The organism is Bordetella bronchiseptica (assembly GCF_900636925.1).
Classification (GTDB): domain Bacteria; phylum Pseudomonadota; class Gammaproteobacteria; order Burkholderiales; family Burkholderiaceae_B; genus Bordetella; species Bordetella pertussis.
Genome location: NZ_LR134326.1, coordinates 2,530,905 through 2,548,620, shown reverse-complemented (window position 1 = coordinate 2,548,620; position 17,716 = coordinate 2,530,905). Strand labels below are relative to the sequence as shown.

Annotated in this window: 18 protein-coding genes; 12 read left to right on the top strand and 6 right to left on the bottom strand. The window is 67.4% G+C overall.

Going from position 1 to position 17,716, the window contains the following annotated elements:
* Positions 1 to 138: 138 nt before the first annotated feature.
* From EL288_RS11910 to EL288_RS11880, 7 genes are all read left to right on the top strand, one after another.
* A complete protein-coding gene (locus EL288_RS11910; protein WP_033446740.1) occupies positions 139 to 1,035 on the top strand; it encodes a LysR substrate-binding domain-containing protein in 897 nt (298 codons plus the stop codon).
* A 90-nt stretch (positions 1,036 to 1,125) separates the two neighbouring features.
* The gene (locus EL288_RS11905) at positions 1,126 to 2,064 is read left to right on the top strand and encodes an SDR family NAD(P)-dependent oxidoreductase (protein WP_003811499.1); all 939 of its coding nucleotides are present in this window, start codon (positions 1,126 to 1,128) and stop codon (positions 2,062 to 2,064) included.
* Positions 2,065 to 2,208: 144 nt separating this feature from the next.
* Positions 2,209 to 3,225 (top strand): Bug family tripartite tricarboxylate transporter substrate binding protein, encoded by a 1,017-nt coding sequence (locus tag EL288_RS11900; RefSeq protein ID WP_003811501.1) that lies wholly within the window; start codon positions 2,209 to 2,211, stop codon positions 3,223 to 3,225.
* 79 nt (positions 3,226 to 3,304) lie between these two features.
* Positions 3,305 to 3,724: a Zn-ribbon domain-containing OB-fold protein gene (locus EL288_RS11895; protein WP_003811503.1), complete on the top strand. Its 420-nt coding sequence runs from the start codon at positions 3,305 to 3,307 to the stop codon at positions 3,722 to 3,724.
* A gap of 19 nt (positions 3,725 to 3,743) precedes the next feature.
* Positions 3,744 to 4,886, top strand: a complete 1,143-nt coding sequence (locus EL288_RS11890; RefSeq protein WP_003811506.1) for a thiolase family protein — start codon at positions 3,744 to 3,746, stop codon at positions 4,884 to 4,886.
* Between the two features lie 37 nt (positions 4,887 to 4,923).
* Positions 4,924 to 6,150 carry a CaiB/BaiF CoA transferase family protein gene (locus tag EL288_RS11885; protein ID WP_126621939.1) on the top strand — a complete coding sequence of 409 codons (1,227 nt, stop codon included), beginning with the start codon at positions 4,924 to 4,926 and terminating at the stop codon, positions 6,148 to 6,150.
* A 160-nt stretch (positions 6,151 to 6,310) separates the two neighbouring features.
* Positions 6,311 to 7,129 carry an IclR family transcriptional regulator gene (locus EL288_RS11880; RefSeq protein ID WP_225665637.1) on the top strand — a complete coding sequence of 273 codons (819 nt, stop codon included), beginning with the start codon at positions 6,311 to 6,313 and terminating at the stop codon, positions 7,127 to 7,129.
* Positions 7,130 to 7,142: 13 nt separating this feature from the next.
* Here EL288_RS11880 and EL288_RS11875 read toward each other — a convergent pair whose 3' ends face one another.
* The 6 genes from EL288_RS11875 to EL288_RS11850 all read right to left on the bottom strand — a co-directional run bounded on the left by EL288_RS11875 (position 7,143) and on the right by EL288_RS11850 (position 12,478).
* Positions 7,143 to 7,733 (bottom strand): TetR/AcrR family transcriptional regulator, encoded by a 591-nt coding sequence (locus tag EL288_RS11875; protein WP_003811511.1) that lies wholly within the window; start codon positions 7,731 to 7,733, stop codon positions 7,143 to 7,145.
* A gap of 156 nt (positions 7,734 to 7,889) precedes the next feature.
* Positions 7,890 to 8,594: an ABC transporter ATP-binding protein gene (locus EL288_RS11870; protein WP_003811513.1), complete on the bottom strand. Its 705-nt coding sequence runs from the start codon at positions 8,592 to 8,594 to the stop codon at positions 7,890 to 7,892.
* Positions 8,595 to 8,602: 8 nt separating this feature from the next.
* Positions 8,603 to 9,355: an ABC transporter ATP-binding protein gene (locus tag EL288_RS11865; protein WP_003811516.1), complete on the bottom strand. Its 753-nt coding sequence runs from the start codon at positions 9,353 to 9,355 to the stop codon at positions 8,603 to 8,605.
* Positions 9,345 to 10,334 (bottom strand): branched-chain amino acid ABC transporter permease, encoded by a 990-nt coding sequence (locus EL288_RS11860; RefSeq protein WP_003811518.1) that lies wholly within the window; start codon positions 10,332 to 10,334, stop codon positions 9,345 to 9,347. The genes EL288_RS11865 and EL288_RS11860 overlap by 11 nt, the downstream gene beginning before the upstream one ends.
* A gap of 11 nt (positions 10,335 to 10,345) precedes the next feature.
* Entirely contained in the window at positions 10,346 to 11,221 is an 876-nt protein-coding gene (locus EL288_RS11855; protein WP_003811521.1) for a branched-chain amino acid ABC transporter permease, read from the bottom strand.
* Positions 11,222 to 11,272: 51 nt separating this feature from the next.
* Positions 11,273 to 12,478, bottom strand: a complete 1,206-nt coding sequence (locus tag EL288_RS11850) for an ABC transporter substrate-binding protein (protein WP_003811523.1) — start codon at positions 12,476 to 12,478, stop codon at positions 11,273 to 11,275.
* 196 nt (positions 12,479 to 12,674) lie between these two features.
* Between EL288_RS11850 and EL288_RS11845 the strand changes: the two genes are divergently transcribed.
* The 5 genes from EL288_RS11845 to EL288_RS11825 all read left to right on the top strand — a co-directional run bounded on the left by EL288_RS11845 (position 12,675) and on the right by EL288_RS11825 (position 17,702).
* The gene (locus EL288_RS11845) at positions 12,675 to 13,160 is read left to right on the top strand and encodes a VOC family protein (RefSeq protein ID WP_003811524.1); all 486 of its coding nucleotides are present in this window, start codon (positions 12,675 to 12,677) and stop codon (positions 13,158 to 13,160) included.
* The gene (locus tag EL288_RS11840; protein WP_126622042.1) at positions 13,153 to 14,361 is read left to right on the top strand and encodes an FAD binding domain-containing protein; all 1,209 of its coding nucleotides are present in this window, start codon (positions 13,153 to 13,155) and stop codon (positions 14,359 to 14,361) included. Before EL288_RS11845 ends, EL288_RS11840 begins: the two co-directional genes overlap by 8 nt.
* Positions 14,362 to 14,537: 176 nt before the next feature.
* Entirely contained in the window at positions 14,538 to 15,464 is a 927-nt protein-coding gene (locus EL288_RS11835; protein ID WP_003811527.1) for a LysR family transcriptional regulator, read from the top strand.
* A 116-nt stretch (positions 15,465 to 15,580) separates the two neighbouring features.
* Positions 15,581 to 16,597 carry an LLM class oxidoreductase gene (locus tag EL288_RS11830; protein WP_033459404.1) on the top strand — a complete coding sequence of 339 codons (1,017 nt, stop codon included), beginning with the start codon at positions 15,581 to 15,583 and terminating at the stop codon, positions 16,595 to 16,597.
* 7 nt (positions 16,598 to 16,604) lie between these two features.
* Positions 16,605 to 17,702: an alkene reductase gene (locus EL288_RS11825; RefSeq protein ID WP_003811530.1), complete on the top strand. Its 1,098-nt coding sequence runs from the start codon at positions 16,605 to 16,607 to the stop codon at positions 17,700 to 17,702.
* Positions 17,703 to 17,716: the final 14 nt, after the last annotated feature.

The following is a 17,716-nucleotide window of genomic DNA, read 5'->3' as shown; positions in this document are numbered from 1 at the left end:
TCCCGTTGTCCCGCCGATTGCGGGTTCTTGTTGTGACGGGGAGAAGCGTAGCCAACGCAGTGCCATATGAACAAATATTGAATTTATATCCTTCCCATATGAAAATCGACTACCAACATCGAATCGAAGAACAGGACCATGGATCTGAAGCAGATGCGGTATTTCGTGGCGGTGGCCGAAGAGCGCAGTTTCAGCCGCGCCGCCGAGCGCCTGCACATTTCGCAGCCGCCGCTGTCGCAACAGATCAAGGCGCTGGAAGAGGAACTGAACGCGCCGCTCTTTCACCGCCTGCCGCGCGGCGTCTCGCTCACGGCCGCCGGCGCCGCCCTGCTCAAGTCCAGCAGAGCCATCCTGGCCAATGTGCGGCTGGCGGCGCAGGAAACCACCCAGATCGCCGCCGGCATGCTGGGCACCGTGCGCATGGGCACGGTCAGCTCGGCGCTGGCGCATCTGGTTCCGTACATCCTGACCCAGGTGAAGCGATCCATGCCTGGCAGCAAGGTCGAACTGACGGAAATGAGTTCACGCGAACAGACCCTCGCCGTCCTGCGCGATGAACTGGACATCGGACTGGTCCACACCCCCATCGATACGGCCGATCTGCGGACACGCCAGATCCTGCGCGAACCGTTCTACGCCGCCGTGCCCAGCCAGCACCCCTTGGCAAGCCGCGAGGCCGTGCCGGTGGCGGAGCTGGCCAGCGAGGAATTCGTGTTCTTTCCGCGCACGCTGGCCTCGGGGCTGTTCGACAAAATGGTGTCGCTGTGCATGAACGCCGGCTTCAGCCCCAAGATCCACCATACCGCCCGCCACCAGTCGACCATGCTGCAGATGGTGGCCATGGGACTGGGCGTCACCATCGTGCCGCGCTCCCTGCAGCGCATCTACAAGGGCAGCGCGGTCTTCCTGCCGCTGACCGGCACGCCGCACTATCTGGAGCTCAGCCTGATCTGGCGCGAGAGCACCGCGAACGGGCTGGTCGAGCGATTGATCGGCGGCCTGGAGCCGCTACGCGATTTCGACAGCCTGCCCTAGGCCCAGGCGACGCGCGCGCCCGCACGACCGGCGGCGCGCCGGACTCGCACATGTCGACGGCCGCACGCCGCGCCGCGCTCGTGCGCGGCCGTGCTTCCTCGTCCGATCGAATACACTAATTTCCGCTGTAACGAATTCATTTCTGTTAAACGGAAATATGGGGCACCCCTGTATTTGCAGCGCGGGCCCGCGGGCTCCATCGGAAAAAGGAAAACCATGCCGTCCAATGTTCTTGAAAACAAGATCGCCATCGTCGTCGGAGCCGGGCAGACGCCCGGCAGCACCATGGGCAACGGCCGCGCCACCGCGATTGCATTCGCGCGCGCAGGCGCAAGCGTCGTGGCGGTCGACCGCGATATGGCCAGCGCCGGCGAGACGGCCGGACTGATCCTGGCCGAAGGCGGCCAGGCCATGGCGGTACAAGCCGACATCACCAGCGAAGCCGCCATCGTGGCCATGGTGCGGCAAGTCATGGAAACGCACGGCCGCATCGACATTCTTCACAACAATGTCGGCATCGCGGGCGCGGGCGGCGATGCGCCGGTCGAGGATATCTCCGTCGAAGCGTTCGACTTGCTCGCCAATCTCAACTTGAAAGGCATGATGCTGACATGCAAGCACGTGCTGCCAGCCATGCGCGCGCAGCGCAGCGGCTGCGTGCTCAACGTCGCATCGACGGCGGCCTACGCGCTGTATCCCAACGTTGCCTACAAGGCCACGAAGATGGGCGTGCTCGGCCTGACGCAGCACATCGCGATGACCTACGCCGAGCACGGGGTGCGCGCCAACGCCATCCTGCCAGGGTTGATCGATACGCCGATGGCCATCGAGGCTCGCGTCAGGTTGACCGGCAAGCCGCGCGAACAGATCGTCGCCGAACGCAATGCGATGGTGCCGTTGCGCGGGCGCATGGGCACGAGCTGGGACGTCGCCCACGCCGCGGTGTTCCTGGCGTCCGACCAGGCGGGTTTCATTACCGGCGTGCAATTGCCCGTGGACGGCGGAGCCCTGGCGCGCCTCGGGCCCTAGCCACGGGAAAACCCTAGCTATCCCTGTCTTTTGTCGCGCGCTTAGAATTTTGTTTAACGGAAGTCATTTCCGTTCAACGGAATTAACACCAACTATCGCGCGCCAGCGCCCGGCCCCGGGCCGAGAAAAGACAGGAGACTTTCCATGCCGGACCACCACCCCGAAGATGTTGCCGCCCCGCGCCGCCGCGCACTGAAAACCCTCGCGGCGGCGTGCTCGCTCACGTTGGCCCCGCTGGCCGCGCTATCGCCGGCGCACGCCGCGGACGCCTTTCCCGCCAAGCCCATCACCCTGGTCGCTCCCTTCGCCGCGGGCGGATCCACCGACATGCTGGCGCGCGTCGTCGCCAAGGCCCTGGCGGCCGAACTGGGGCAATCGGTCATCGTCGAGAACAAAGGCGGGGCCGGCGGCACGATAGGCGCGGCCTATGTCGCGCGCGCGGCCGCCGACGGCTACACCCTGCTGCTCTCGAACGTCACCCTGACCTCGGCCCCGGCCCTGTACAAGAACATGTCCTACGACTTCAGCAAGGACATGTCGGCGATCTCCCTGCTCGGCCAGGTGCCCTGCGTCCTGGAGATCAACAAGGACCTGCCCGTCAAGGACGGCAAGGCGTTCCTGGACTATCTGCGCGCCAACGACGGCAAGCTGTACTACGGCTCTTCCGGGGTGGGCGCGGCGCTGCACATGGCGACGGCCTCGTTCCTGAGCGCGGCGGGACTCAGCGCGATCCATGTGCCCTACAAGGGGACCGGGCCCATGATGGTGGACCTGATCGCCGGAAACGTGCAGTTCGCCATCGATACGTCGGGCTCGGCATCGGCCCAGGTCCGCGGCGGCAACGTGCGCGGCGTGGCGGTGACGTCCCGCGAGCGCGACCCGGCCTGGCCCGGCGTGCCGACGCTGCGCGAACTTGGCGTGCCGTTCGAGATGACCATCTGGTACGGCATCTCCGCGCCAGCCGGCGTACCCGAGCCCGTCCGCCGGAAACTGCACGCCGCCATCGAGAAGGCCACGCGCACGGACGAAGTGCGCACCGCCTACCAGTCCATGGGCATGCAGGTCGACACCCGCGGCGGCAAGGAATTCGAGCAGGTCATCGCGGAAGATACCGCGCGCTGGATCACGCTGGTCAAGGATGCCGGCATCAATCCGAGCTGAGCGCCATCGGCCCGCACGGCGACACCATCCGGACGGCGAGCGCCCCGCCGCCCCAGACACAGCGACAGGAGCAAGGAAAATGCAGGAAACATCACCGGCAACCGGCGGCCAGCAGTATGCCGACGACGCCCTCCCCATCGAGGACTTGAAAGAAGCCCCGCTACCGCCGTTCGAGGTCAAGGACGCCGTGGTGTACCTGCGCGGCAGCCGTAGCCGGTCCTCGGGCAGCATGGCGTTTCCCGAACGGGAGGTATGCCTGCAGACCGGCGCGCGCGACATGGAGCCGTTCCTGTTCGGCCCCGACGCAACGCTGTATTCGTACACCACCGTCCACGTTTCGTCCGCGCGGCCCGTGCCCTACACGCTCGGCTATGTGGATTTTCCGAACGGGGTGCGCGTGCTCGCGCACGTACTGGCCGACCCCGCCCAGCCCCTGCATTGCGGCCAATCCGTCCGGCTGCGCGCCGATGGCGAGCGCTGGTTCGTCACGCCCGCCTGACCCGGACCAGGAGATATCAATGAGCAAAGTCTACATCGCCGGCGCGGCCATGATCCCCATGGGCAGGCACCGTCAGTCCAGCTACTCGGGCCTCGCCGTCCCCGCCGTGCTCAACGCGCTGCGCTCGGCCGGCATCGCGCCGCGAGATGTCGAAGCCGTGGTCTGCGGCCATGCCTTCGGCGGCATGCTGACCGGCCAGCGCATCGTCAAGGAAATGGGAATAGGCGCGGTCCCCGTCTTCAATGTCGATAACGCGTGTTCCGGCGGCGCCTCGGCGCTGCACCTCGCCTACAAGGATATCCAGGCCGGCATACGCGACATCGTGCTGGTCATCGGCGTGGACAAACTGACCCAGTTCGGCGGCGGGACGCTGCCGCTGGTCGCCGAGGACCCCGAGGTCCGGCTAGGCATCGTGATGCCGGCCGTCTACGCCATGCGCGCGCAACGCTACCTGTACGAACGCGACGCCACCGTGGCGGATCTCGCGCAGGTCAGCGTCAAGGCCCGCCGGCATGGCGCCCGCAATCCCTATGCGCAGTTCCGCTCCGAAGTGACGGTCGACGAAGTACTGGACTCGCGGCCGATCTGCGACCCGCTGACGCTGCTGCAGTGCTGCCCGACCGGCGACGGCGCCGCGGCGGTGATCATGGTCTCCGAAGCGGGCCGGCGCAAACTCGCCGCCCCGGCCGTGCGCGTGGCCGCCTCGGTCGTCCATAGCGGCCAGGTCACCGCGGGATATCGCGACATGCTCAACCCCGAGATCAGCACCGACTCGGCGCGCGACGCCTATGAAGCGGCCGGTTTCGGCCCGCAAGACCTGGACGTGGTCGAACTGCACGACGCATTCTCGATTGCCGAACTGGTCTATTACGAGGCCCTCGGCCTGTGCCCGCGCGGCGAATCCGCCGCGTTCCTGCGCTGCGGCCAGTCCACCTACGGCGGCCAGGTCGTGGTCAACCCCAGCGGCGGCCTGCTCTCCAAGGGGCACCCGGTGGGCGCCAGCGGCGTGGCGCAGGCCGTCGAGGTCTATTGGCACCTGACGGGCCAGGCCGGCGAGCGCCAGGTGCCCGGCGCCAGGCGCGCGCTCAGCCACGTGACCGGCGGCGGCATCGCCGGCCTGGACCATGGCGCATGCACCGTGCATCTGTACGAAGCCGTCTGAGACGCCGCGACAAGAACAAGCCTGGAACAGCAGCAACATGCATGAAGTTCAACAGCAGTCCCCCGCGCCGGCCGCCAAGCCCTTGGCCGGCTATCGCGTGCTGGACCTGACGACCTTTCTGTCAGGCCCCTTCTGCACGCAGATCCTCGCCGACCTCGGCGCCGAGGTCATCAAGGTGGAGGCGCCGGACGGCGACTCCAGCCGGCACATTCCGCCGTACTTCGTGGACGGCGACAGCGCCTACTACCTCGGGATCAACCGGGACAAGAAGAGCCTGGCCGTCGACATGAAGCAGCCCGAGGGGCTGGCCCTGGTCAAGTCGCTGATCGCCCGCAGCCACGTGGTGGTCGAGAACTACCGGCCAGGGGTGGCGGCGCGGATCGGCCTGGATATTGCCGCCCTGATGGCGCAGCACCCGAGCCTGGTCTGGACGTCGATCAGCGGTTTCGGCCAGGTCGGCCCGCTGCGCGACCGTCCCGCCTACGACATGATCGTGCAGGCCATGTCGGGCGTCATGAGCCTGACGGGCGAGGCCGGCCGCCCTGCCGTGCGCCTGGGCATTCCCGCCGGCGACCTGGCGGCCGGCATGTACGCCGCCATCGCCGTCAATGCCGCGCTGGCCGACGCCGCGCGCGGCGGACGGGGACGCCACATCGACATTTCCATGCTCGATTGCCAACTGGCCATGCTCTCGTACCAAAGCACCTACGCGCTGGTGGCCGGCGTGACGCCGCAACGCCAGGCGGCCCGGCACGACTCCATCCCCACCTATCGGTCGTTCCTCGCCGGCGACGGCCGCGAACTGGTGGTCACCGCCAACACCGAGCGCATGTGGAAGGGCCTGTGCGAGGCATTGGGGTTGCGCGAGCTGGCCCAGGATGCCCGGTTCTGCGACGCGGAGATGCGCCTGCAGAACCGCGAGCCATTGTGGGATTTGCTCGAGGCGGCCTTCCTCGCCCGTCCCGCCGCCGAATGGATCGAACCGCTGGCGGCCAACGGCGTGCCGGTGGCCTTGATCAAGACCGTACCCGAGGCGCTGAGCGAAGCGCGCGCCAGCGGACGCGGCATGGTCATGCCCCTGCGGCGGCCAGGCGGACCGGAGATCGAAGTGGTCGGCAACCCGATCAAGTTCCTGGGCGAAGCCGAGCCGCCGGCCCGCTACCCGCCGCGCCTGGGCGAGGACGCGCCGGCGATCCTGGCGCAATGGCTCGGCTGGAGCGAACAGGAGATCCAGGCCATGCAGGCCAGGAAAGTCGTCATGTAGTTCCCGGCCGGCGCCATCCCGTGGCTGTCCGCGCCATGGCGCCCCGCTACAATGTCGGCCATCAGGGCCGGCGCAGGCCTTTCCTGCGCGGCCAGGACGGCGGCGCGCCGGCCGGCCTGGCAGGCCGGCGGCCGCGCTCGTCGCTACCGACATGGGAACTATGGCAAAGACAGACAATACGTTGGGCACCGTCGCGCGCGTGGTCGCATTGCTGCGCATCCTGGCCGAACGCAGCAACCGGGTCACCCTGAGCGACCTGGCGGCGGAACTGGCGCTGGCGCCTTCCACCATCCATCGCCTGCTGGCGCTGCTCAAGGACGAAGGATTGGTGGCCAGGGATCCCGTCACGAAGATGTATTACTGCGATGTCGAATTCGTGCGCATCGCCTCGCTGGTGGTGGATTCGTCGCAGATCAAGGACCTCGCCGCGCCCCTGCTGCAATCCCTGGTGGAACGGTTCAACGAAACCACCCTGCTGTGCCTGTACCTGGCCCAGCAGCGCCGCTACACCATCGTCAGCGTCCACCACGGAACGGAACTCCTGCGCTACGACGTCAAGGAGAACACGCCGCTGCAGATGGCATGGGGCGCCACGGCGCGCAGCATTCTTGCCTTTCTGCCCCAGGACGATATCGACCGCATCCTCGCCGAGGCCGGCCCGTCGGTCACCGGAGCCGGCGTGGCCGATAAAACGGTGCACAAGGACCTGGCCCAGATCCGCAAGCGCGGCTATGCCGTGACCAAGGGGCAACGCATCGCCGGCTCCATCGGCCTGGGCGCGCCGTTTTTCGGCGTCGACGGCAACGTGCTCGGATCTTTGTGCCTGACCATTCCCCAGGGACGGTTCAACGCCAGGCGGGAAGCCGAATACACCCAGGCGCTGATCGAGCATGCGGCGCGGCTGAGCCACAGCCTGGGCTACGTGGCGCCGTCGGAGGCAAAACCCCGGAAACCGGCCGCCGCGGCGCGCCGGGCCTGAGCAGGCAGCGGGCTCAGGCCGGCCGCCCGGCCCGCAGGGCGCGCATGGCCGGCGGCGCGCCGTGCAGGAACATGTCGACCTTCTGCCGCACGACCCGGTCCAGGTCGGTCGGCACCTTCAGGCCGTAGATCCATTTGCGCACGCCCAGGTAGAAAATGGCCGCGTGCAGGCTCCAGATCATCTCGATCTCGGCTTCGACCTCGGCGCGGTCGCGCGGCTCGTCCAGGCCGAACTCCGCGCGCAGCTCGGCCAGCACCGGCAGGAAGACGTGGGTGCGCAGGCGCGTGAGGTAGCGGTTGTTGATGCCGTCGCGCGTCAGGCCGGCGAAGATGAAGATGCGTATCCATTCCTCGCGCAGGATGACCGACGAATAGTCCATGTAGAACGCGTGCAGCCTGTCGCGCAGCGGCACCTTGCGGTCCTTGATCTGCGCCTCCCAGTCGCGCCGCCACTGGAACACCTCGGCGTACACCCGCTCGATCAGGGCTTCCTTGCTGGAAAAATACCGGTACAGCAAGGGCTGGGTCACGCCGATCTGCTTGGCCAGCTCACGGGTGCTGCCCTCGAAGCCGTTCTTCGTGAAGTGCTCGATGGCCTTCTCCACGATCTGTTGCTCCCGTTCCTGCGGCTGCAGCCGTCGCACTTGCTTGCTTGCGGTGTTCAGATCCGCCTCCTAGTCTGGGCTTGCATCGCCCTCGGTCCGGCAATACCGGAAGATTCTACCAACCCGCCCTGCCCTCCGGGCGGCGGGCCGGTCCTGTCACACGGAGCAGTAGCGCTCCTGCATGACTTCGTCGGCCAGCATGGCCTGCGCGCCGCCGCTGTAGACGACCTCGCCCTGGTCCAGGATGTAGGCCCGGTCGGCGATCGCCAGCGCGAGCTCCACGTTCTGTTCGATCAGCAGCATCGTCACGCCCGCGGCCTTCAGGGTTTCGAAGTAGCGGAACATTTCGTCGACCAGCACCGGCATGATGCCTTCCGAGGGTTCGTCCAGCATGATGAACTTGGGCTTCGAGGCCGCGGCGCGGGCGATGGCCAGCATCTGCTGCTCGCCGCCGGACATGGTCACGGCCTGCTGGTCCAGGCGTTCCTTCAGGCGCGGGAAGGTCTCGGCGATTTCGTCGATGACCTCCTTTTCGCGGCGGTGCAAGGGCGAGCGCAGCAGGCCCAGCTGGATGTTCTCGCGCACCGTCAGGCCGGGCACGATGCGCCGCTCTTCCGGCACGTAGGCCAGGCCCATGGCGTAGCGGGCGTGCGCCGGCAGGCCGAGAATGTCCCGGCCATCGAACCGTATCGTTCCGCGCGCCTTGGGGATGAGCCCGGCCACGCTCTTGACCGTGGTGGTCTTGCCCGCGCCATTGCGGCCGACCAGGCAGACCAGCTCTCCGCGCTCCACGTCGAGGCTGACGCCCTGCAGGATGTGGCTGCTGCCGTACCAGGCGTGCAGGTCTTGGATTTTCAGCATGATGTTCCTCAGTGCTTGCCCTGGCCCAGGTAGACGCGCCTGACCTGGTCGTTGTTGCGGATGTCGTCCGGCGAACCCTCGGCCAGCAGCTCGCCGTGGTGCAGCACCACGATCCGGTCGCTGATGCCCATGACCAGCTTCATCTTGTGCTCGACCAGGACCACGCTGCGCGCCTCGACTAGCCGCCGTATCAGGTCCATCATCGCGCGGGTTTCCTCCGGGCTCATGCCCGCGGTGGGCTCGTCCATCAGCAGCAGGCCGGGATCGGCGGCCAGGGCCACCGCGATCTCCAGCGCGCGCTGCTGCCCATGCGCCAGCTCGCGCGCCCTGACCCGGCTCTTGTCGGCCAGCCCCACCGTCTGCAGCAGCGCCATCGCCCGCTCGCGCAACTCGGGCAGGTCGCTGCGCCGGCTCCACAGGTTGTAGCGCGACACCTGCGCCTGCAGGGCGATGCGCACGTTCTCCAGCACGCTGAAACTGGGAAACAGGTTGGTGATCTGGAACGACTTGGCGATGCCGGTGTGCGCGTAGCGATGCTCGGGCAGGCCGGTGATGTCGCGCCCCTCGAACAGCACGCTGCCCTCGCTGGGCGCGAAGGCGCCCGAAAGCAGGTTGAAGTAGGTGCTCTTGCCGGCGCCGTTGGGGCCGATGATAGAGGTCAGGCGGCCGCGCGGAATGCGCACCGATACGTTCCTCAGCGCCACGAAGTCGCCGAAGCGCTTGGTCACCGCGCGGGTTTCGATGATGGGGTCAGCGCTCATGGTCGATCCTTTCCAGCACGGTGCCCCACACGCCCTTGGGGAAGAACAGCACGAAGATCACGAACACCGCTCCGACGTAGAGCTGCCAGTTCTCGGTGTATTCGGATGCGACGTCCTGGATGAAGAGAAACAGGGCCGCGCCCACGAACGGCCCGAAATAGGTGCCCATCCCGCCCAGCAGGCAAAGCATGACGACCATGCCCGAGGTCGTATAGGCCAGGGTCTCGATCGCCACGCTGGACAGGTGGATCGCGTTGAGCGCGCCGGCCAGGCCGCAGAACGCGGCCGACAGCACGAAGGTCAGCAGTTTGCTGCGGTCCACGTCGAAGCCGCAGGCGCGGGCGCGCGATTCGTTCTCGCGTATCGCTTCGACCACGCCGCCGAACGGCGAGGACAGGATGCGCGAGAGCACGGCCATCGCCAGCGCGACGAACCCCAGGATGAAGTAGTACTTCTGCATGGGATCGAGCAGGTCCAGGCGCAGCCCCAGCAGCGAGACCTCGGCCACGTTGACGCCGCGCAGGCCGTTCTCGCCGCCCGAGGCCGGCAACTGGTAGACCAGGAAGTAGACGCACTGCGACAGCGCCAGCGTGACCATCGCGAAGTAGATGCCGCGCGTGCGGATGGCCAGCAGGCCCATGGCCAGCGCGACCAGGGCCGACATGGCGATGGCCGCCGGCACCGCCCACCACCAGGCGGCGCCGTGCTGCGAGATCAGGATGCCGGCCGTGTAGGCGCCCGTGCCGAGAAAGGCCGCATGGCCGAAGGACAGCAGGCCCATGTAGCCGAACAGCAGATTGAAGCCGACGGCGTAGAGCCCGAAGATCAGCACGTTGATGGCAACCGACTGATACGGCATGATCCACGGGAACACGCAGAAGAACGCGATGGCGGCCAGCACGCGGTGGCGCGCGACCAGCCCGCGCAGTACCGTGGCGCCGGAGGGCCTGGCGCCCGCCGCGAATGACAATGAACGCATGAATCCTCTCCTTACGCCAGCAGTCCGGATCGACCGAACAGCCCTTGCGGCCGCCACAGCAGCACCGCGGCCATGATCACGAACATGGACACCTTGGCCGCCTCCGGGAAAAACAGCACCGACATGCTTTCGGCCACGCCGACCAGCAGCCCCGCCACCACCGCGCCCATCAGCGATCCCATCCCGCCGACGACCGTCACCACGAAGGCCACGATCAGCACCGAGGTGCCCATCTCGGGCGACACGCCCTGCAAGGGCGCCGCCAGCACGCCGGCGAGCGCGGCGATGCCGGTGCCCAGGCCGAATACCAGCAGCCAGACGCGCGACACATCGATGCCCAGCACGCGGACGATGACGGGGTCGCGCGCGCCGGCGCGCACGATCAATCCGAACGCGGTCTTTTCGATCAGCAGCCACAGCGCCAGCAGCAGCACGATCGTCACGGCGATGATGAAAAGCCGGTAGGTCGGGAAATCGGCAAAGCCCAGGTTGGTGAAGCCGGCCAGCGCCTCGGGCGTGTCGAAGGGCAGCCCCGCGCGGCCGAACAGCATGCGCACGGCTTCCACCAGCATGTAGGCCAGCCCGAAGGTCAGCAGGAGCGGATAGTCGATTCCGCGTCCGTAGAGCGGGCGTATCAGCCAGCGCTCGCAGACCATGCCCACGGCCGCCACGGCCAGCGGCGCCAGCAGCATGGCCGCCCAGAAGTTCTGCGTCAGGCCCAGCACCACGACGCCCGCGTACGCCCCGAGCATGAAAAAAGCCCCGTGCGCGAAATTCACCACCGTCAGCATGCCGAATATCAGCGACAGGCCGACCGCCAGCAGCACGTAGATGGCTCCCAGCGCCAGCCCGGTAAACAGCTGGAGCAACACCAGATCAACAGTCATTCTCGTCCCCTGCCCCGTCGCCGGCCCAAGCACGGCGGCGGGGCGAAATGCCTACTTGAAGCCCAGCGCCTGGCAGCTGCGCAGGATCTGCTCGCTGGGCGCTTCGGTATGCAGCAGCTTGAATACCTCGTCGGGGTGGGCGTTGTCCTTGCCCACCGACTGGATGACCAGCACCGACTGCACCGATTGCTGGTCGCAGCCGCGGTAATACTGGGCTCCCTTGTAGGTGTCGTACTTCAGCTTGCGCAGCGCCGCCGCGACCTCGTCGGTATCCGTGCTGCCGGCGTCCCGGACCGCCAGCAGAAGCGATTTCACGGCCGAATATGCCATGGCGCCATAGTCGGACGGAAAGCGGCCATTGTTCTCGGCCTGGAAGGCGGCGTTGAACGCCTTGGCCGACGGCACGCTGTCCTGGATCGCCCAGTAGTACTGGGTTCCGCCCACGACATCCTGGTAGGTCGCCGCGCCGCCCGAGACGCGGGCGGTGTAGGTCAGGATCGGGGTGACGAACCTGATATTGCGCTTCATGCCGAAATCGGCCGCCTGCTTGATCGAAATGCGGTTGTCGGCGCCGAAGTTGTTGAACACCAGCACGTCCGGATTGAGCGCCTTCAGGCGCGGCAGGAAAGCCGAATAGTCGGAGGCGCCCAGCGGATGCTTGACCTCGCCGACCACCTCGGCGCCCTGCTGGCGGGCCACCTCGGTAAAGCCGCGCGTCATCTCGTGGCCATACGCATAATCGGCGGTGAGAAAGGCCACCCTCATGCCGGGCTTGAAGACGTACTTGCCCACCGCCTGCGTGGTCATGTGCGGATTGAGCGCCTCATGGAAAGTGTATGGGCTGGCGTCGGCGGCCTCGTTGATCGCGTCGGACTGGCTGATGGAGATATACAGCTTCTTGCGCTGCCTGGTGACGTTGTTGATCGACAGCTGCGTCGCCGCCGAAAGCCCGCCGACGATGAAGTTGACCCCGTCCTTCTCGATCAGCTCCAGCGCGCGGGTGGCGGCCTCGGCCGGGTTGAGGCGGTCGTCGCGCACCAGAAGCTGGGCCTTGCGGCCGTCGAGGCCGCCAGCATCGTTGAACTGCTTGACCGCCAGCTCGGCATTGCGCACCTGGTCTTGCGCTTCCGCGCCGTAAGGACCGCTGAGCGGCACCGGCAGCCCGATCTTGATGGTCTGCGCCTGGGCCGCGCTGGCGGCGCACCAGAGCGCTGCCGCCAGCAGGCCCGAGGCGCGCCATGGGGTTCGCATGGACATTGATGTCTCCTGGTCAGATTGGATCCCGCACGATCCGTTGTTTATCATTTGATAACTATCGTACAGGCCATTCGGCTTGTCAATTTTTTCTTCGCCGGGGAAAACCCTTGGCGTCGTTTTCTTTCCATTCGCTTGCGCAGCGGGAAATCGATCTCTATTATTTATCACTCGATTACTTGGATCAAGGAGGCGCCACATGCCTGTCCGCAAACTCGCCCACTACTCCGTGCGCACGGCGTCCCTGGACGCCTCGCGCCGCTTCTATACCGAAATCCTGGGGTTCAAGGAAGGCTACCGCCCGGCGTTCAAGTTTCCGGGCGTCTGGCTGTACCAGGGCGGCGACGAGGCCGACTACGGCGTGGTCCACCTCATCGGCGTGGACCGCGACGACCCGCAGGGGCTGGCCGACTATCTCGGCGACAAGGACGCCGCCAGCCTGCATGGCAGCGCGGCGATCGACCACCTGGCGTTCCTGGCGACCGACCTGGCCGACATGCGCGCGCGCCTGGCGAACGCCGGCCTCGATTTCCGCGAGCGCACGGTGCCGGACCTCGGGCTGCACCAGGTGTTCGTCGAAGACCCATCCGGCGTGACCATCGAATTGAACTATCCCGCGGCACAGGCGATGGGCGCCGACGCCGCAACCCCGCACAACGGAGACCAGCATGCAACCCGTGCGTAAAGCGGCCGTCATCGGAGGCTCCCTGGGCGGCCTGTTCGCCGCCAACCTGTTGTTGCGCGCGGGCTGGGACGTCCACGTCCACGAGCGGGTGCACGACGAGCTCGACGGCCGTGGCGCCGGTATCGTGACCCATCCCGAGCTGCTGGACGTGCTGCGCCGGATAGGCGTGGCGCCGACCGAATCGATCGGCATCGAGGTGGCGCGCCGCGTCACCCTGGACCTGGACGGCAGCGTACTGGCCAGCCGTGCGCTGCCACAACTGCTGACCGCCTGGGGACGGCTGTTCAGCATCCTGAGAACGCGCTTCCCGGCCGAACGCTACCATCGCGGCCAGGCGCTCGAATCCCTGGAGCAGGACGAGCGCAGGGCCTTGCTGCGGTTTGCCGACGGCGCGCGCGCCGAGGTGGACCTGGTGGTGGCGGCCGACGGCTTGCGCTCGACCCTGCGCCAGGCGCTGCTGCCGCAGGCCAGGCCCGCCTATGCGGGCTACGTGGCCTGGCGGGGGCTGGTCGACGAAGCCAGCCTGAGCGCACGCACGCGCCGCGAGCTGTGCCCCTACTTTGCCTTCGGCCTGCCGACGCACGAGCAGATGATCGCCTATCCCGTGGCAGGCACAGGCTCCGGCGCGCAAGACGCCGCCCGGCGCTTCAACTTCGTGTGGTATCGCCCGGCCGACGAACACACCACGTTCCGGGACATGGTGACCGACGCCCAGGGCCAGGCCTGGATGGACGGCATTCCTCCCCCGCTGATCCGGCCGGAAATCGTGGCGCAGGCGCGCCAGGCCGCCGCGCAGGTACTGGCCCCGCAGTTCGGCGAGGTCGTGGCCAAAACCGCCAACCTGTTCTTCCAGCCGATTTTCGACCTGGAAAGCCCGCGCCTGGCGCTGGGCCGCGTGGCCCTGCTGGGCGACGCGGCGTTCGTGGCGCGCCCGCACTGCGGCATGGGCGTGACCAAGGCCGCCGGCGACGCGCGCGCGCTGGCCGATGCGCTCGCGGGTACGCCGGATATCGGCGCCGCGCTACAGGCGTACGAAGACGAACGCTTGCCGTTCGGCAAGTTCATCGTCGGCCACGCCCGCGACCTGGGCCGCTACATGCAGGCCCAATTGCGCGACGAGGCGGAGCGCGAGATGGCCGAGCGGTACCGGACTCCCGAAGCCATCATGCGCGAAACGGCCGTGGCGCCGGCCTGGCGCTAGCTGCGATGCCAGGGACCGGGTCTTTCCAGGCGGCGCATGACACCGCCCGGAAAAACCGGCCGCCTTCGCGCGCCCGCACTTCGCGCCGCAAGTTGGAATACCATTTCGTCAGTCGGGGAAATGGCTTCCCACGGCAGGCAACGCGCACCATCGCGCCCTTTGGATCGACGGCTTCCATGGAACCCAACCGCTTCGGCGACATCCTGGCTTTCGTGTCGGCGGTGAAAGCCGGCAGCTTCACGTCGGCGGCCGCCACGCTGGGCGTGACCCGCTCGGCGGTCGGCAAGAGCGTCGCCCGGCTCGAGGCGCGCCTGGGCGTGCGGCTCTTGCATCGCACCACGCGCAAGCTGAACGTGACCGGCGAGGGCCTGGTCGTCTTCGAGCGCTGGAGCCAGATCCTCGAAGACCTGGAGGAAGTCGATGCGACCATGGCGCAACGGCGGGGCAAGCCAGCCGGGATCCTGCGGCTGACCGCGCCGCTGTCCTTCGGCCAGCGCCATATCCTGCCCATCCTCAATGCATACGTGACGAATTGGCCGGAAATCCAGGCAGACGTCTGGTTCACCGATCATTACGTGGATCTGATCGAGGAAGGCATCGACGTCGCCGTTCGAATCGGTGGCGTCAAGGACGACGCCCGCATTCTGTCGCGCACCATCGGCGGACAACAGTTCGTCACCTGCGCCGCGCCCGACTACCTGGCCAAGAAGGGCGTGCCGTCGACGCCCGCGGACCTTGCCGGCCACGACACGATCTTCTTTCTGAGCGGACAGCGCCCCATGCCGTGGCGGCTTGGGCAGGGCGACGCGATCGAGGTGTGCGACGGCCCCGGCCGCATGAACATAGACAGTTCGGAGGCGCTGCGCGAGGCCGCGCTTTCCGGCTTCGGGCTGATCCATTTGCCCACCTACATCACGGGCAAGGACCTGCAGCGCGGGGACCTGGTGGAGGTCCTGGAAGCCTACCGTCCTCCCGCCGATCCGATACGGCTCATCTACCCGAGCAAGCGCCACCTTTCCCCGCGCACCCGCGCCTTCATCGATCTGCTGATCGAGCGGTGGCGCGATGGTGTGCCGTGGGAGCGCCTGGAGCCCGCCAGCTGACAAAGACTGCGACGCATTCGGGAATTCAAGTCCCGAGTAAGGGGCATCGCAGGCAGTTTATCCGCCGCCAGGAATCAATCAGACTGCACGGCATGTACTGATTGGAGCCTCACCCGATGGACACCCCGAATTCCGCCCCCCTCGACCGCCCCTCCTTCGAACCGCCTTGCGCAGGCCTGGAAAGCCACGCGGGGTTCGGCCGGCTGTTCCGGCCCGCGGCCCTGAGCATCGGCCTGATTCTGCCGCTGGAAACCCACCCGGACAGGCCCGCGCCCACGATGGCGCGCCACGTCGAGATGGCGCAGCGCGCCGAAGCGCTCGGTTTCGGAGCCCTGTGGCTGCGCGACGTGCCCTTTCATGACCCGGCCTATGGCGACGTCGCCCAGATATTCGAACCGCTGGTCTACATCGGCTACCTCGCCGCGGCCACCCGGCGCATCGCGCTGGGCACGACCGGAATCGTTCTGCCGACCCACGAGCCGATGTACCTGGCCAAACAGGCGGCCTCGCTCGATCAACTGAGCGGCGGGCGTTTCGTGCTGGGCCTGTCGTCGGGCGACCGCCTGAGCGACTACCCCATGCTGGGCATCGATTACGACTCCCGTGGCGCGCGCTACCGCGATGCCTACGGCGTCCTGCGCACGCTTACCGAACAGCGTTTTCCCAACTTCCGATCGGCGCGCTTCGGCGGCTCGGATGGAAAGCTGGACCTCGTGCCCAAGCCGCTGCATGGCCGCGTTCCCGCCATCGCCGTGGGCGCCGCGCAGCAGACCCTGGCATGGCTGGCAAGGAATATGGATGGCTTGCTCACCGGCGCGCCCATGCCGCAGCGCCTCTCGCGGCTGGCGCAGGAATGGCGCGACCACGTCGCGCGGCTGGCCGGCCCGGCGCATTTCAAGCCGCTTGGGCTTGGCGGCTATCTCGACCTGAGCGCCAACCCGGATGAACCCTTCCAGCGTATTCCGGGCGGTTTTCGCGCCGGACGCAACGGATTGCGCGCCTACCTGGAACTGGCGCGCGCGGCCGGCGTGGCGCACGTCGCGCTCAACCCCAAGGTCAGCCGCCAGCCGTATGCGGAAATCCTGGACGAGCTGGCGCAGTACGTGCTGCCCGAATTCCCCTCCCATTCTTGAGGCAGGCATGACCATGGCTTCGATATTCTCCCCTTACGAACTGGGCGAACTGATACTGCCCAACCGGGTGGTCATGGCGCCGATGACGCGCGCCCGGACCCTGGACACCGTGCCCGCGCAAAGCATGGCGCTCTATTACGCGCAACGCGCCAGCGCCGGCCTCATCGTCACCGAAAGCGCCCAGGTCTCGGCGCAGGGGCGCGGCTATCTGTGCACCCCCGGCATCCATACCCCGGAACAGGTCGCGGCATGGCGAAACGTGACCGACGCCGTGCACCGGGCCGGCGGGCGGATCTTCATCCAGTTGTGGCATGTCGGCAGGCTGTCGCACACCAGCCTGCTGCCCGATGGCGGGAGCCCGGTCGGGCCCGTGAGCGTGGCCGCCGCCCACACCCTGGTGCAGGCTTACGGCCACGACGGCCGGCCCGCGCAGGTTCCGGCCAGCCCGCCGGCGGCGCTGGATATCGCCGGCATCCGCCGTATCGTCGCCGACTTCCGCGCCGCTGCCGAAAACGCCGCGCGCGCCGGTTTCGACGGCGTGGAAATCCATGCCGGCAACGGCTTTCTGTTCGAGCAGTTCATCAACGCGGGCCTGAATACGCGCGAGGACCAGTACGGCGGCCCGTCGATCGCCAATCGGCTCCGGCTGCTGCTGGAGACGGTGGATGCCGTCAGTGCCGCCATCGGCAGGCAACGCGTCGGCGTACGCATCTCACCGTTCGCGCACGCGGGCGACCTGCATGAGTTCGACTCTGAAAAGGCAAGCTGGCTGGGCCTGGCCGGGGCGCTTTGCCAGCGGCGGATTGCCTACCTGCACGCCAGCCATCTTGGCCAGGCAGGCTTCCAACGGGATATGCGCAAGGCATTCGGCGGCACCTTCATGCTGGCCGGCGGCTTTACCGCCCAGACGGCTCAGGCCGCGCTCGATGCCGGCGAGGCGGACCTGGTGGTCTTCGGCCGCCCGTTCATCGCAAACCCCGACCTGGTCGAGCGCATGCGCCACGGATGGCCGCTAGCCGAAGCCGGCAAGCATGCCTTCTATGGCGGCGACGACCGCGGTTACACCGACTATCCCCGCTACGCCGCCGCCCAGCCGGCAGCCTGAGCGCGGCGCCTCCC